This is a genomic window from Saccharopolyspora mangrovi (assembly GCF_035320975.1).
GTDB lineage: Bacteria > Actinomycetota > Actinomycetes > Mycobacteriales > Pseudonocardiaceae > Saccharopolyspora > Saccharopolyspora mangrovi.
The window spans coordinates 1-14551 of sequence record NZ_JAWLNX010000023.1 but is presented as its reverse complement, the minus strand read 5'-3'; the positions used below and the strand labels follow the sequence as shown (position 1 = coordinate 14551).

The window sequence follows — 14551 nt, the reverse complement described above, 5'->3', positions numbered from 1 at the left end:
CAATAAAGCCCTGAACGGCTCCTTCTTATAGTCGCCGATGTCTTTGGAAGCCGATACAGGCGCAGTGGGATCCTGCTTCTTTAAGCCTTACGATCTCGGCCACTACTCTTGCTTACAACATCTTGGTGGTGCAGCAATGGCTTTCCAGCGGTTTCGCGGAGGCTGAAGGCGGCGATGAGCCCGATCGCGGCGGCGACCATGAGGTACGGACCGGGGACGAGGGTGCTGCCGGTGGCGGAGATCAGCACGGTCATCAAGTAGGGCACGGTGCCGGCGAACAGGGCGGCGGTGACGTTGTACGCGATGGACAGCCCTCCCTGGCGGGTTCGGGTCGGGAAGATCTCGGCGGACCACACCGCGTAGGTCCCCAGGATGGCCGAGAGCACGACACCGAGCGCAAGCCCGCCGATCCAGGTTCCGGCGAGACCGGTGCGCATCAGCAGGTAGCTGGGCGTTGCGAGGACGAACAGGGCGATTCCCGCGCCGATCAGGACCGGTCGCCTGCCGACGCGGTCGGAAAATCGGCCGAACGCGGGAACCAGAACCAGGCCGACGAGGGAGATGACGGTGGACAGGAAGGCGGCACTGCCGGCGGAGTGGCCGAGGTAGTCGGTCTCGTAGGTGACGAGGTAGGTGAGCACGGCGTAGAACGGGACGTGCATCATCGTCATCAGACCAGCGGCTTGGAGAAGCTGCTTCTTGTTGTTGCGGAAGAGTTCCCGGACCGGGCTGCGCGGCACGCTGTCGGTCTGCTCGAGCGCGCGGTACTCAGGCGTGTCTTCGATCTTGTTGCGGATGATGAACCCGATGACGCCCAGCGGGGCGGCGATGAGGAACGGGATGCGCCAGCCCCACGAGGTGAGCTGCTCGTCGGAGAGGCCGACCGACAGGAGGAGGAACACGAACGATCCGGCCAGGAACCCGAGCAGGGAGCCCACTTCGAGCCAGCTGACGCCGAAGCCGCGGTTCCGGCGCGGGGCGTACTCGGCGAGGAAGCTCGCAGCGCTGCCGAACTCCCCGCCTGCCGCGAATCCTTGCAGCAGCCGGAGCAGGACGAGCAGCAGCGGTGCGGCGATCCCGATCGTCGAGTAGCCCGGGAGGAGCCCGATGGCGAGCGTGGCACCGGACATCATGAAGATGACGAGGGACAGCGTGCGCTTGCGGCCGATCCGGTCGCCGAGCGGCCCGAAGACCAGCGCGCCTATGGGGCGGATGCCGAACGACACCGCGAAGACGCCGAAGACGGCGAGGAGTCCGGCGGTGGCATCACCGTCGGGAAAGAAGACCGTTGCGATCGTGCTCGCCAGGTAGGCGTACGCCGCCCAGTCGAACCAGTGCACGAACACGCCGACCGCACCGGCGGCGACGCTGCGGCGCAGCACCGCGGGATCGGCGACCACGTCGGTGATTTCTCTGGTGGGAGTGGATTCGGGTGCGGTCATCGGTGGCCTCCTAGGACCGGGGTTGACGTGGACGCTAGGAGTGGTCCGCGGCATCCAACAAGAAGAAATAAGCGCAGCAGTGCATCGAAAAGATCTATGCAGGGTCGCGGCGGGCGGGTCGAAACATCCGTCTGACCGCGCGAAACGAAAACGTAACGGCGGAAATTAGCCCGCGGGGCCGCCGGTGAGGGCCTGCGGGGTCGTCAGCGCTCCGATCCGCTCGTCGGTGAGCAGCTGCCGCTCCCGGACGAGGTCGAGCGCGGGACGACCGGTTCGGTGGGCCTCCAGCGCGAGAGCGCATGCGGTTTCGTAACCCAGCGCCGGGCTCAGGGCGGTCACCAGGCCTGTGGATGTGCAGACCAGGTCGGCCAGCCGCTCTTGGCGGGCGGTGATGCCGCGCACGCAGTTCTCGGTGAGAACGCCGATCCCCGCGGTGAGGTGGGCGAGTCCGGAGGTCAGGGCTCGTGCGATGATCGGCTCGAAGGCGTTGAGCTGGAGCTGTCCGCCTTCGGCGGCGAGGGTGATCGTGACGTCGTTGCCGATCACCTCGAACGCGATCTGGTTGACGACCTCGGGGACGACCGGGTTGACCTTGCCGGGCATGATCGACGACCCGGCCTGCCGTGCGGGCAGCACGATCTCGCCGAACCCGGTCTGCGGCCCGGAGGAGAGCAGCCTGAGGTCGTTGCAGATCTTCGACAGCTTGACGGCGACACGTTTGAGCACTCCGGACAGCTGGACGAACACTCCGACGTCCTGGGTGGCCTCGATGAGGTCGGGTGCGGAGGTCAGCGTGGGAATGCCGGTGAGCTCGCGCAGGTGCGCCACGGCGCGCTCGCGGTAGCCGGGTCGGGCGTTGAGCCCGGTGCCGATCGCCGTGCCGCCGAGGTTGAGTTCGTGCAGCAGGGGGCGGACTTCGGCGAGGCGTTGCTCGTCCTCGGCGAGCGTGGCGGCGAATGCGCCGAATTCCTGCCCCAGAGTGATCGGGACCGCGTCCTGCAACTGCGTCCGACCCATTTTGAGGACGTCGGAGAACTCGGTCGCCTTGTCGGAGAAGGCTTCTCGAAGAAGCCCGAGGGCTCCGAGCAGCTCGGCGAGGTGGCTGTCGAGCGCGATCTTGACCGCGGTGGGATAGACGTCGTTGGTGCTCTGCCCGAGGTTGACGTGATCGAGCGGGTGGAGCGCGGAGTGCTCCCCGCGGTGGTGGCCGAGCAGTTCGAGGGCGCGGTTGGCGATGACCTCGTTGGCGTTCATGTTGGTCGAGGTTCCTGCGCCGCCTTGGATGAGGTCGACGACGAACTGGTCGTGCAGCCGTCCGCTCCTGATCTCGGTGCACGCCTTCGCGATGGCCTCGGCCCTGGTGCGATCGAGGGCGCCGACCTCCGCGTTCGCGGTGGCGGCCGCCTGCTTGACCGTCGCCAGCGCCACGACCAGGTGCGGACGATCGCCGAGTGTTTCCCGCGTGATGGGGAAGTTGGACACGGCGCGCGCGGTGTGGGCGCCGTAGTAGGCGTCCGCGGGCACGCTCACCTGGCCGAGCATGTCGTGGTCGGTGCGGGACATCGTTGTCCTTCCCAAGTTGTCGGCTCAGAACGTCGGTGTACGGGTTGCTGCGGCAAGCGGATCGAACGTCACGGCACTGCCGCTCGGTCCACCCCGGTCCAGGCCAGCGCCGTCGCGCCGTCGAGCAGTGCGCGTTCCGCGGTGCCCCCGATGCAGTGGTCGGCGAACTCCCGCTGATGGTTGATCGCCGGCAGCGAGCCGACGCCGATGTAGGGGTGGATGGCGGGCACCACCTGCGAGACGTTGCCCATGTCGGTGGACGCCCGGTTCATTCGGGACGCCGCGCCGTCCTGGGCGAACTCGCGCCCGAGCTCGACGGCGTTGGCGCGGTAGGCCGCCAGTGCCGCCTCGTCTGCGCGGAACTCGGCGTAGGGCTTGCTCTCCGGTTCCACGGTGAGCTCGCAGCCGGTGGCCAGCGCCCCGGCCTCGAAAGCGCGCAGCACGCGTGGCTCCAACTCGGCCAGCTCCGCGAGCGTCTCGGCGCGCACGTACCAACGGCCGGTGGCGTGCTCGGGGATCGCGTTCGGTGCGTCCCCGGCGTGCGTCACCACGCCGTGCACGCGCGCCGAGGAGGGCATGTGCTGGCGGAGCAGACCGATGGCGACCTGGGCCACGGTGAAGGCATCAGCCGCGTTGATCCCGGATTCGGGGTAGGCGGCGGCGTGCGCGGACTTGCCCGCGTAGGAGACCTTCGCATGGCTCACGGCGAACGGCCGGGCCTCGGCGACGTCGACGGGTGCGGGGTGCACCATCATCGCGAGATCCACTCCCGCGAAGGCACCGCGGTCGAGGAGCTCGATCTTGCCGCCGCCGCCTTCTTCAGCGGGGGTGCCGTAGACCTCGACCGTCAGCCCGGCGTCGTCAGCGACCGCGGCGAGCCCGAGTGCCGCGCCGATCGAACTCGCCGCGATGAGGTTGTGCCCGCAGGCGTGACCGAGGCCCGGCAGAGCGTCGTACTCAGCGCACAGCGCGATCCGCGTGGGGCCCGTGCCGAAGCTCGCGTGGAACGCGGTGTCCAGCCCGAGATAGGCGGAGGTGACCGCGAACCCGGCCCGTTCCAGCAGTTCCGGCACCGCGGCGGCGGCGCGGTGCTCCTCCCACGCCGTCTCCGGGTCGGCGTGCAGACGCGCCGACAGGCCGATCAGCTCGTCGGCGTGCCGGGTGATCGCGGCGCGGGCGGCGGACTTCAGGCCGGTCATGACTCGTCTCCCGGAACGCCGTAGGACGGTGCGGAGGCGGGGTGGAGCCCCCGGGTGACGTAGTCGTCGCGTTGGGGCAGCCACACCTCGAGCAGGTCCGCGAGCCGGTCGACGGGATCGTCCGCCCAGTCCACCCGGAGGTCGGTGATCGGCCAATCCACATCAGACACCACGACGACGCCAGCTGAGTGGACTGGGCCTTCCTCGCCACCGGCCGACAACCCGGCCCGCAGAGCGGTGACGAGCCGCTGCTCCAGTTCTCCCGCGGCCTCGGTGAACGCGTCGACGATCGCCTGCGGGATGTGGTCACCGGCCAGCATGTTGCCCGCGGCGACGACACCGTCGGCGGTTGCCGATCCGTGCGTGCCCAGCGTCCGCGCACCGCTGTAACCGAATCCCGGCCCGGTCGTGCCGAGCACGGTGAGCTGGCGGTACTCGATGTTGTCGGCACCGGAGGTCACGGCCTGGAGCGCTCGCTCGGCATCGCCGTGCTCGGCGAGACCGTCGAGCAGGCGGCCGCCGAGCCGGGGATCGGTGACGTTCTGCGAGGCCGCTGCGCCGATCCCGGGGCGCAGGTGCGCGACGCGGGCGGCCACCGCGGGGCTGGAGGAGCTGGCCGCGACGCCGAATCGCGTAATACCGCCGGAGGTGTCGCGGGCCACGATCGAAAAGGTCACTTCTCCTCCTGCGGGATCACGGCGATGGCATCGATCTCGCACAGCCATTCCGGCCGTGCCAGGGCGGACACCACGATGCCGGTCGAGATCGGGTGCACACCCCGGGTCCAGCGGCCGACGGTGCGGTAGACGTCCTCGCGGTAGCGCGGATCGATGAGATAGATGGTCAGCTTGACCAGGTGTTCCATCCGGCTGCCGGCTTCTTCGAGCAGCAACTTGATGTTGGACATCGCTCGATCGGCTTGCGCACCGGCATCGCCGATACCGACGGATTCGCTGGTGTCGAGGTCCTGCCCGATCTGGCCGCGGACGTAGACGGTGTCGTTGGCGACCACGGCCTGGCAGAGGTCGTTGTCGAGGTTCTGCTCGGGATAGGTGTCGCGCGTGTTGAACGGTCGGATGCGACGGTGAGCTGTCACTTCGTGGCCTTTCCCTGGAGACTTCCTCGTGCCCGTCGGCAGCGTCGTGGCCTCAGCCTGACCGCGACCCCAGGTTCTGTCCAGTAGATGTTTCCGTACCAATGGATCGGAAATTCTGATGCAAAACCCGACGGCTCTGCATCTCCAAATCCGATCCAGATGAACGAAAACATCTGTTGGACACGGGATTCGGCCGACGGCGAGGATCCGCTTGAGACGCAGCGGCGTGGAGGTGAGCCGGGACGGTTCACCCGCCGGTCCGGAGTGGAGGTCTGTGGATGTCAAGTCAAGAGGTCGAGGCCGTCGTCGTGGGCGGAGGGCAGGCCGGCCTGGCGATGAGCGAGCACCTGAGCGACTGCGGCGTACCGCATCTCGTCCTGGAGCGAAACCGGATCGCCGAGCGGTGGCGTTCGGAGCGGTGGGACTCGCTGGTGGCCAACGGGCCCGCGTGGCACGACCGCTTCCCCGGGCTGGATTTCGTCGATCTCGCACCCGACGCGTTCGCCACGAAGGAGCAGATCGCCGAGTACTTCGAGGCCTACGCGGAGAAGATCGCCGCACCCGTGCGCACCGGGGTCGAGGTGACGTCGGTGCGGAAGAAGGCCGGAAAGCCGGGTTTTCGGGTGGAAACGTCGGAGGGGGTTATCAATGCCCGCTACGTGGTGGCTGCAACCGGGCCGTTCCAGCGACCGGTGATCCCGCCCATCGTGCCGCGCGAATCGGGCCCCATGCAGATCCACTCCAGTGATTACCGCAATCCGGGGCAGCTGCCCGACGGTGCCGTGCTGGTCGTGGGGGCCGGTTCGTCGGGTGTGCAGATCGCCGAGGAGTTGCGGCGGTCGGGGCGCAGCGTGTACCTCTCCGTCGGTCCGCACGACCGCCCCCCGCGCCGCTACCGCGGGCGTGACTTCTGCTGGTGGCTCGGCGTTCTCGGCAAGTGGGACGCCGAAACCCCGCCGTCGGGCGCAGAGCACGTCACCATCGCGGTGAGCGGCGCGCGCGGAGGGCACACGGTCGACTTCCGCGCCCTCGCCGCGCTCGGGATCGACCTCGTCGGCATGACCAGCAAGTTCGACGACGGCAACCTGCGCTTCGCCCCGGACCTCGGGACCAACATCGCCAACGGAGACGCCAACTACCTGGCGCTGCTCGACGAAGCCGACGCCCACGTCGCACGCAACGGCTTGGACCTCCCGGAAGAACCCCAGGCCCGCGAGCTGGGGCCGGACCCCGCGTGCGTGACCGATCCGATCCTCGAGCTCGACCTCGTCGCGGCTGAGGTCAACTCGATCGTCTGGGCCACCGGATTCGCCGTCGACTACGGCTGGTTGCAGGTCGACGCGTTCGACGAGCACGGCAAGCCGAAGCACCGTCGCGGCGTGTCCTCCGAAGCCGGCGTGTACTTCCTCGGCCTGCCCTGGCTGGCGCGCCGTGGTTCGAGCTTCATCTGGGGTGTGTGGCACGACGCCAAGTTCGTGGCCGACCACATCGCGACGCAACGCCGCTACCTGAGCCGGTGAGACCGCGTTCCAGGGCGGGATGGATCGTCTCCCGGCCCTGGAACGCTCTCGCGCGTCACGAGAAGTGCCCGTGCTGCACACCGTCAGCGGTGTAGCGGGTACGGCAGAGGGTCCGGAACTCCTGGGCCCGCCTGGTGAGACGGGCCCCGCGCATCGAGGCGACGACGATCTCCAGCGGGGGAACGTCGTCGGTGAGCGTGAGGGCCACGGCGCGAGGGCCGGCGTAGGTGGTCTCAGCGGGCGGGCGTTGGTTGAGCAGCGCGAAGCCGTGGCCGTGCGCGACGAGGGAGCGGACGGTCTCGTAGCCGGTGGTGCGGTGCCGCACGTGGGGCTGCACACCGGCGTCGCGCAGTATCGACTGCAGGTATTCGCGGCTGTGCGGCAGGTCGAGCAGCACCATGGGTTCGTCGGCCAGCTCGTGGAGCGACACCGTGCGGCCCGTCCGGCGCGCGAAGCGGTGGTTCTCGGCGACCAGGGCGTACGGGGGCACGGTCCCGACGACCTCGCGGTCGATGTCGTCGTCCAGGTCGTAGCTGTACAGCAGCGCGAGCTCGGTCTCGCCCGCGCGCAGGGCGGACTTGAGCGCGTGGTGCTCGCCCTCGCGAAGGGACACGTGGACCTGCGGATGCTGCGCCTCGAACTCCGCCAGCAGGGCGGGCAGTCGGAACGGTGCGAGCGTGGCGAAGCATCCGACCGTCAGCGTCCCGATCAGCGCGGTGCCCGACTGGCGAGCGGTCTCGACCAACTCGGCGCCGTGGGCGAGGAAGTCCAGCACCCTCTTGTAGAACGCCTCGCCGGCCGTGGTGAGGCTCAGTCCCCGTGCGTGGTGGCGCAGCAGGAACTGCACGCCCATCTCCTTCTCCAGCTGCGCGATCGCGGTCGACACGGCCGACTGCGACACCATCAGCTCGTTCGACGCGGCCGTCATGCTGAGGTGCCGGGCCGCTGCCTCGAAGTAGCGCAACTGCACGAGGGTGAAGGAGGGCTCGCTCATGGCGACATCCTGCCTTTCATGACGAGGTGATCGCGCAGCCGGTGGCGTGCCGCGCGTACTCGGTGAGCAGGTGCTTGGCGGCGCTGTGCTCGAGCGAGGTGTTGTTGCTGATCAGGTGCAGCCCGAGGCCGTCCTCCAGCGCGACCAGGGACTCGGCGATCTCGCGCACCGGCTGCGACAGCGTGAACCTGCCCGTCGCGCGGCCGACCTCCAGCACCGAGCTGTACAGCGCGACCTCGCGGTCGTACAGGCTGGTCATCAGCGAGGCGTGCGCGGAGCTGCGATCGGCGAGGCCGTGCATCTCGTAGAGCACGCAGGCGACCTCGTCGTCCCGTCCTGAGGGGAGGCCTGTCTCGATGGCTGCTTCGAGCTTGCTCTCGGCGCTTCCCGCCGCCTCAACGGTGTCCGCGCGGAGCCGGTAGAACCGGTCGGCGACCGTGCGGTGCACGTCGAACATGAGCTCCGTCAGCTCCGGGTAGTGGTAGAGCACCGAGCCCGGGGACACTCCCGCCTCGGTGGCGATGTCGCGGATGCGGACGTTGTCGCGTCCGCGTTCCCTGATCGCCCGAAGCGCGGCGTCGATGAACTGTTCCCGGCGTGCTTGCTGCGTCCTGGTCCGTGCCACGTCCACCATTATTGATGCTCTGATTAGATTTTTCCAATCCAGGTTCAATCTATTGACATGCACCTTTCCCGAGGCTTTGAATCTGCGTTCAAGTTTTGAGGTTGGTTATGAGGAGGGTCATGTCAGCGTTCACCCGCGAGCAGTGGCACGAGGCCGCCGCGAATCTCATCCCGCGCACCGAGGCGTTCATCGGCGGCCGGTTCACCGCAGCGCTCGACGGCCGCACGTTCCCGTCCGTCAACCCCGCCACCGGCCGGACCCTCGCCAACGTCGCCGAATGCGGCCATGCCGACGTCGATGCCGCGGTATCCGCCGCCCGCACGTGCTTCGAATCAGGTGCCTGGTCGTCAGCCGAGCCGGCCGTGCGCAAGAAGGTGCTCCTGCGTCTCGCCGATCTGATCGACGAACACCGCACCGAGCTCGCCCTGCTCGATTCGATGGACATGGGCAAGCTCGTCACCGACGCCCACGACATCGACGTTCCCGGTGCTGCGGGTCTGTTCCGCTGGTACGCCGAGGCGATCGACAAGGAATCCGGAGAGGTCGCACCGACGGCCGCGGGGGATCTCGCTCTCGTGCGCCGTGTTCCCCTCGGTGTCGTGGGCGCGGTGGTTCCCTGGAACTTCCCGCTGGACATGGCCACCTGGAAGCTCGCGCCCGCCCTGGCCGCCGGCAACTCGGTCGTGCTCAAGCCCGCCGAGCAGTCGCCCCTGTCGGCGCTCCGGCTCGCGGAGCTCGCCTCCGAAGCCGGATTGCCCGACGGGGCGCTCAACGTCGTTCCGGGGCATGGTGAGAACACCGGCCGGGCGCTCGGCCTGCACCCGGACGTCGACTGCATCGCGTTCACCGGGTCGACACCCGTGGGGAAGCTGTTCCTGCGCTACGCGGCCGAGTCCAACCTGAAGCAGGTGTGGCCGGAGTGCGGCGGCAAGAGCCCGAACCTCGTGTTCGCCGACTGCGCCGATCTGGACGCGGCGGCCGAAGCCGCGTGCACGGGAATCTTCTTCAACCAGGGCGAGGTGTGCTCGGCCAATTCGCGGCTGCTCGTCGCTCGTGAGATCAAGGACGACCTGGTCGCCAGGATCGCGAAGCGGGCAGCCGAGTACGCCCCCGGGGACCCGCTCGATCCCGCGAGCCGGATGGGCCCGCTGGTCGACACCGCCCACGCCGAACGCGTGGCCGACTTCATCGCTGACGGCAAGAGCGAAGCCGACCTCGTCACCGGCGGAGGCAGGCGCGACTGCTTCGTCGAACCCACGGTCTTCGCCGACGTGCCGCCGGGTTCACGCATCGAGCGCGAGGAGATCTTCGGGCCCGTGCTCTGCGTGACCGCCTTCGACGACGAGACAGACGCGATCCGGCTGGCCAACGACAGTCGATACGGCCTGGCCGCATCGGTCTGGACGGCGGATCTGTCCCGCGCGCTGCGGGTCTCCGACGCACTGCACGCGGGGACCGTGTCGGTCAACACCGTCGACGCGCTGAGCCCGCTCACACCGTTCGGCGGCTTCGGCCAGTCCGGGTACGGCCGCGACCTGTCCGCGCACGCGATCGAGAAGTTCACCGGCCTGAAGACCACGTGGATCAAGTACTGAGATCCCCAGCGGATCTTCCAGACCACCGCACGGGATTGATCTCCGAACACCGACGAACCAAGGGAGCAGCATGTCCGAGAAGAACAACACCGTTGAAGGACTGGCGAAGCGCCACCTGGTCATGAACTTCACGCCCTCGGCGAAGTACCGCGACGCGAACCTGCCGATCTTCGTCCGCGGCGAGGGCTGCCACGTCCACGACGAGTCAGGCAAGCGCTACTTCGACGGGCTGGCCGGGCTCTTCTGCACGCAGCTGGGCTACTCGCACGGCGCCGAAGTCGGCGCGGCCGTCGCCCGGCAGATGGCGGAGCTCCCGTTCCAGACGACCTGGAGCGTCGCGCACCCGCCCGCGGCGAGGTTGGCCGCCGAACTGGCGGACATGGCACCCGGAGACCTCAACAGGGTGTTCTTCACCTCCAGCGGCTCGGAATCCAACGAGGCCGCGATCAAACTCGCCCGGCAGTACCACATCAGCCGAGGCGAGCCCGAACGCCGGAAGTTCATCGCCCGCCGGGTCGCCTACCACGGCACCAGTTTCGGCGCGATGTCCCTCAACGGCATGGTGCAAGTGCGCAAGATGTTCGAGCCGCTCATGTCCGGCGTCCGGCACGTGTCCAACACCAAGCGGTACCGCCGGGACGAGCAGGAGACCGAGAAGGAGTTCACCGCATTCCTGCTGGCCGAGCTCGAATCGCTGATCCTGCAGGAGGGCGCGGACACCATCGCGGCCCTCATCATGGAGCCGCTGCAGAACGCAGGTGGGAGCCTCACCCCTCCCGAGGGCTACTTCCAAGGCGTGCGCGAGATCTGCGACCGGCACGGGATTCTGCTCATCGCCGACGAGGTCATCACCGGTTTCGGCAGACTCGGCGAATGGTTCGGCTCGATCCACTACGGATTCCAGCCCGACATCATCACCTTCGCCAAGGGCATCGCCTCGGCCTACGTGCCGCTCGGTGGTCTGATCGCCGCCGACCGGATCATCGAGACCGTCCTGGACGGGCCAGCAGGCATGTACAACCACGCGCTCACCTACGGCGGCCACCCGGTCGCCTGCGCTGCCGCCCTGGCGAACCTCGAGATCATGCGCCGACTCGACGTGCCGGGCCACGTCCGCGCCACCCGTTCGACCTTCGCCGCCGCACTTGAACCGCTCCGCGACAACCCGCTCGTGGGCGACATCCGCGGCGACGGCTACCACCGCAGTCTGGAACTGGTCACCGACCACGCGACCAAGTCGTGGTCCTCAGAACGGATTTCCGCTCCTGAATTCGTCGGGCAGCACCTCGCTCCTGCCGCGGAGAAGGCCGGGGTGCTGTGCCGGCTCGCCGTGGACTCCGAGGGCAACCCGCTGCTGCAGCTGTCCCCGCCGCTGATCGCCGATGCCGCGGCGATCGGTGAGCTGGTGCAGCTCGTTGACGACACCCTGACCACCGCCGTCGCCTCGGGTGGGTTCCGGTGAGCGCGCACGAGGGAAGAGCTGAAGCCTCCAGAACCGAGATGAGCAGATCCATGACGACGACTGCGCCGGGCGAACGCGGGCTCAACCGCGTTCTCGGACTGCCCTCGCTGTTCCTGTTCGGGCTCGCGTACATGGTCCCGCTCGCGGCATTCACCACCTACGGGATCGCGACGGACGTGACCAGAGGTCACCTGCCCACCGCGTTCATCGTCACCTTGGTGGCGATGACGTTCACCGCCCTGGCCTACGCGAACATGGTGCGGGCCTACCCCGTGGCCGGGTCCGCATACACCTACACCCAGCAAACCTTCGGCCCTGCAACGGGTTTCCTCACCGGCTGGGCACTCCTGCTGGACTACCTGTTCCTGCCCACGATCAGCTACATCGTCATCGGGCTCTACCTGGGCATCGCGATCCCGACAGTGCCCGCATGGATCTGGGTCGTGCTGGCGATCGCACTCGTCACAGGACTGAACATCCTCGGCATCAAGCTCGTGACCGGCATGAACATGATCCTGGTCGGAGCGCAGGGGGCCTTCATCGCGACGTTCCTGGTCATGAGCTACCTGACCGTGTCAGGACGCTCGACTGCGGCGGACCTGGTCGCGCCGTTCTACAACGCCGACTTCTCGCTCACCGCTGTCACGGCTGGAGCGGCGATCCTCTGCCTGTCCTTCCTCGGCTTCGACGCGATTTCCACGCTCTCCGAGGAAGCCCGAGAACCGCAGAAGACGATTCCGAGGGCGATCGTCCTCTGCACGGTCTTCTGCGGACTGCTGTTCGTGTTCATGTCCTGGGTCGGCCACCTGGTCCACCCGGACTGGCGCTCCTTCTCCGATCCCGACTCGGCCTCGGTCGAGGTCATGGTCAGCGCGGGCGGCGACTTCCTGGCAGCCTTCTTCACCGCCGCCTACGTAGCGGCATGTTTCGCCTCGGCCATGGCCGCGCAGAGCGCAGTGTCGAGAATCCTGTTCTCCATGGGGCGCGACGGGACCCTGCCCAAGCGCGTCTTCGCCCGAGTCCACCCGAAGTTTCGCACCCCACACCTAGCCACCCTCGTGGTGGGCGTGGTGTCGCTGCTGGCCTGCGTCATGTCGCTGGACCAGGCCGCGGCCCTCGTGAGCTTCGGCGCACTGATCGCCTTCACCTTCGTCAACCTGTGCGTCATCAAGCACTACGCGATCGGCCGGGGCAGGCACCGAGGCGCGGACTTCCTCCGATACGTGCTCACCCCCGGCATCGGGGTGGCGCTGACCGTGTGGCTGTGGACGTCGCTGTCGCACTTGACCTTCATCATCGGCCTGAGCTGGGTCGCGGTCGGCCTAGTTCAACTATTCCGCATTACTCGCGGGTTCAACGAACCAGCTCCGACTACGACCTCCGATCTCTAAATGCTGCCCCTTACTCTCTCCGCCCGAATCGCGACCGCGAAACACCCGAGGTTTCGCCCCCAGGCCCCTGGTTAAGGAGACGTCTTCTTCGCGGGGAGGGCGTTTGTGCAGTGCGAACTCGGGTGGCGACCCGTCCCGTCGAGCCGGGTCAACTCATGCTACTGAGGCCGGCCCCCTCCGACGACCTTCTTTCGACTGAGTCTCCCTAAGGACCGACAAATCGGGTTCCTACACTGAGATGAAGGCTGATTCCGGCCAAGCCACAACACTGTTCCGGCGGCCTGACCCACACCTTGCGAATCAATCGTGAGAGCAGCTCCCCCGTCGGGATGTGACGTGCCGGGCGCCTGACCGTTCCGCAACGAGTCGTCGAGCCGTGCCCGCCTACGGCACATAGCGTGCTCAGCCCTGGCCTGCGCTCACCAGAACGCGGGTCAGGGCTGCAACCTTCATTGCTCGCACCGTCGTGGTCATCACCGACTCGACCGGCTTCCCACTCTGGTCCCCTCATGACCCACCTACGCGAGTAAGCGAGGACCACGTGTCGTCGACGATGTCGTTGGTCCTGCGGGAAAGTGAGATCTCGGAGGCGGGGATGCGCGGCCCGGCAATCGCGCTGCGGTTGCGGAAGTCGGCACCCGTGTCGCCGGGATCGACGATCGTGCAGCCGATCCCGAACGCCGCTGAGGTCGCGGAGTGTGCCGGCGACGCGGTCACCTGCCGCGAGCAGCTTTTCCGCCATCACGCGGCCAAAGCCGTTGCTGATGCCGGTAATGAAGCGGTGATGGACGAATTCCTCCGTGGCTAGCGCTTGTAGACGACGATCTCGCCGTTGAGGATCGTCATGCTGAGTTCGCGGAGGTTGCCGCGACCATCAGCTCGGCCTCGTCCACCGTGTTCGCCCCGAACAGGCCCCGGCCGCTGAAGGTGTCGCTGCCCAGGGCGATGTGCACGCCGGCATCGGCGACCTTCTTGACGTTGCCCCGGGTGTCCGGATGGATCGCGTCGTGAATCCAGAGCGTCGGTGTGTAGGTGATGTCGCGCTCGAGCATCAATATAACTGTGCTTAATATAGTTACAGTTAGATGAGCGATCAACATCCTCGAGGCCTCGATCAACTTAGGCGCGCCGGACCAGCATTGCGACCTCTACAGCATCTCCCGATCCCACTGAAGCCGACGCTCCTAGTCTGCTTGCTCTGTCCACGGTGTTGCTGTGAGGTGCGGGTACGTGCGGGCGGTACCCGCCACGGCGTGGGCGCGTGTCCCTTAGTCCCTGCAACGCTCATGCACCGGAACGGATGGAGACTTTCGCCCGCATGAGTTGCGAACTTGACAAAGATCAAGTGACGCCCACCGAATTCACCTTTTCGACTTACGAGGTCTCGGCATGTCCGGAAAGCGCGGATCGCGGCTCAGCACGAGACTGGCGGCACAACTCCGATCAGGGAGGCGCATTGCCTGCAGAAACAGCACCGCTGCGGCGCAAGCCCGTGCAGCAGCGGAGTGCCCAACGAGTGGAGAAGATGCTCGCCGCCACCGCCAGCCTCATCGACGAGGTGGGCTACGACGGATTAACAACCACCCTCATCGCGGAACGGGCCGGAGTGGCGGTCGGGTCGCTGTACCAGTTCTTCCCGGACAAGCGCGCCGTCGTGCAGGAGC

At 67.5% G+C, this 14551-nt stretch carries 14 protein-coding genes; 6 read left to right on the top strand and 8 right to left on the bottom strand.

All coding sequences use genetic code 11. The annotated features are described in order from the left end of the window. Positions 1 to 80 precede the first annotated feature (80 nt). The 5 genes from R4I43_RS26295 to R4I43_RS26275 all read right to left on the bottom strand — a co-directional run bounded on the left by R4I43_RS26295 (position 81) and on the right by R4I43_RS26275 (position 5300). The gene (locus R4I43_RS26295; RefSeq protein ID WP_324268389.1) at positions 81 to 1442 is read right to left on the bottom strand and encodes an MFS transporter; all 1362 of its coding nucleotides are present in this window, start codon (positions 1440 to 1442) and stop codon (positions 81 to 83) included. Between the two features lie 165 nt (positions 1443 to 1607). Then, on the bottom strand, positions 1608 to 3005 hold the full coding sequence (locus R4I43_RS26290) for an aspartate ammonia-lyase (RefSeq protein ID WP_324268388.1): 1398 nt from the start codon (positions 3003 to 3005) through the stop codon (positions 1608 to 1610). A gap of 68 nt (positions 3006 to 3073) precedes the next feature. Beyond that, the gene (locus R4I43_RS26285; protein ID WP_324268387.1) at positions 3074 to 4204 is read right to left on the bottom strand and encodes a M20 family metallopeptidase; all 1131 of its coding nucleotides are present in this window, start codon (positions 4202 to 4204) and stop codon (positions 3074 to 3076) included. Then, complete coding sequence (locus R4I43_RS26280) at positions 4201 to 4881, bottom strand: DUF1028 domain-containing protein (RefSeq protein ID WP_324268386.1); 681 nt, start codon at positions 4879 to 4881, stop codon at positions 4201 to 4203. The genes R4I43_RS26285 and R4I43_RS26280 overlap by 4 nt, the downstream gene beginning before the upstream one ends. Further along, a complete protein-coding gene (locus tag R4I43_RS26275; protein WP_324268385.1) occupies positions 4878 to 5300 on the bottom strand; it encodes a RidA family protein in 423 nt (140 codons plus the stop codon). The genes R4I43_RS26280 and R4I43_RS26275 overlap by 4 nt, the downstream gene beginning before the upstream one ends. 278 nt (positions 5301 to 5578) lie before the next feature. Between R4I43_RS26275 and R4I43_RS26270 the strand changes: the two genes are divergently transcribed. After that, complete coding sequence (locus R4I43_RS26270) at positions 5579 to 6820, top strand: flavin-containing monooxygenase (protein ID WP_324268384.1); 1242 nt, start codon at positions 5579 to 5581, stop codon at positions 6818 to 6820. A 55-nt stretch (positions 6821 to 6875) separates the two neighbouring features. Here R4I43_RS26270 and R4I43_RS26265 read toward each other — a convergent pair whose 3' ends face one another. Beyond that, positions 6876 to 7814 (bottom strand): LysR substrate-binding domain-containing protein, encoded by a 939-nt coding sequence (locus tag R4I43_RS26265; RefSeq protein WP_324268383.1) that lies wholly within the window; start codon positions 7812 to 7814, stop codon positions 6876 to 6878. Between the two features lie 16 nt (positions 7815 to 7830). Then, positions 7831 to 8439: a TetR/AcrR family transcriptional regulator gene (locus R4I43_RS26260; RefSeq protein ID WP_324268382.1), complete on the bottom strand. Its 609-nt coding sequence runs from the start codon at positions 8437 to 8439 to the stop codon at positions 7831 to 7833. A gap of 119 nt (positions 8440 to 8558) precedes the next feature. Here R4I43_RS26260 and R4I43_RS26255 point away from each other — a divergent pair, with 119 nt between their 5' ends. The 4 genes from R4I43_RS26255 (at position 8559) to R4I43_RS26240 (ending at position 13695) form a co-directional block, all read left to right on the top strand. Beyond that, positions 8559 to 10034 (top strand): aldehyde dehydrogenase, encoded by a 1476-nt coding sequence (locus R4I43_RS26255; protein ID WP_324268381.1) that lies wholly within the window; start codon positions 8559 to 8561, stop codon positions 10032 to 10034. 70 nt (positions 10035 to 10104) lie between these two features. Further along, complete coding sequence (locus R4I43_RS26250) at positions 10105 to 11496, top strand: aspartate aminotransferase family protein (protein WP_324268380.1); 1392 nt, start codon at positions 10105 to 10107, stop codon at positions 11494 to 11496. 50 nt (positions 11497 to 11546) lie between these two features. Then, positions 11547 to 12887 carry an APC family permease gene (locus tag R4I43_RS26245; protein WP_324268379.1) on the top strand — a complete coding sequence of 447 codons (1341 nt, stop codon included), beginning with the start codon at positions 11547 to 11549 and terminating at the stop codon, positions 12885 to 12887. A gap of 541 nt (positions 12888 to 13428) precedes the next feature. Further along, complete coding sequence (locus R4I43_RS26240) at positions 13429 to 13695, top strand: hypothetical protein (protein WP_324268378.1); 267 nt, start codon at positions 13429 to 13431, stop codon at positions 13693 to 13695. 34 nt (positions 13696 to 13729) lie between these two features. On the opposite strand, the gene R4I43_RS26235 is transcribed toward R4I43_RS26240, so the two are convergent. Continuing rightward, positions 13730 to 13939 carry a hypothetical protein gene (locus R4I43_RS26235; protein ID WP_324268377.1) on the bottom strand — a complete coding sequence of 70 codons (210 nt, stop codon included), beginning with the start codon at positions 13937 to 13939 and terminating at the stop codon, positions 13730 to 13732. A 248-nt stretch (positions 13940 to 14187) separates the two neighbouring features. Here R4I43_RS26235 and R4I43_RS26230 point away from each other — a divergent pair. Beyond that, the coding region (locus R4I43_RS26230; RefSeq protein WP_324268376.1) for a TetR/AcrR family transcriptional regulator at positions 14188 to 14551 on the top strand (364 nt) is incomplete at its 3' end.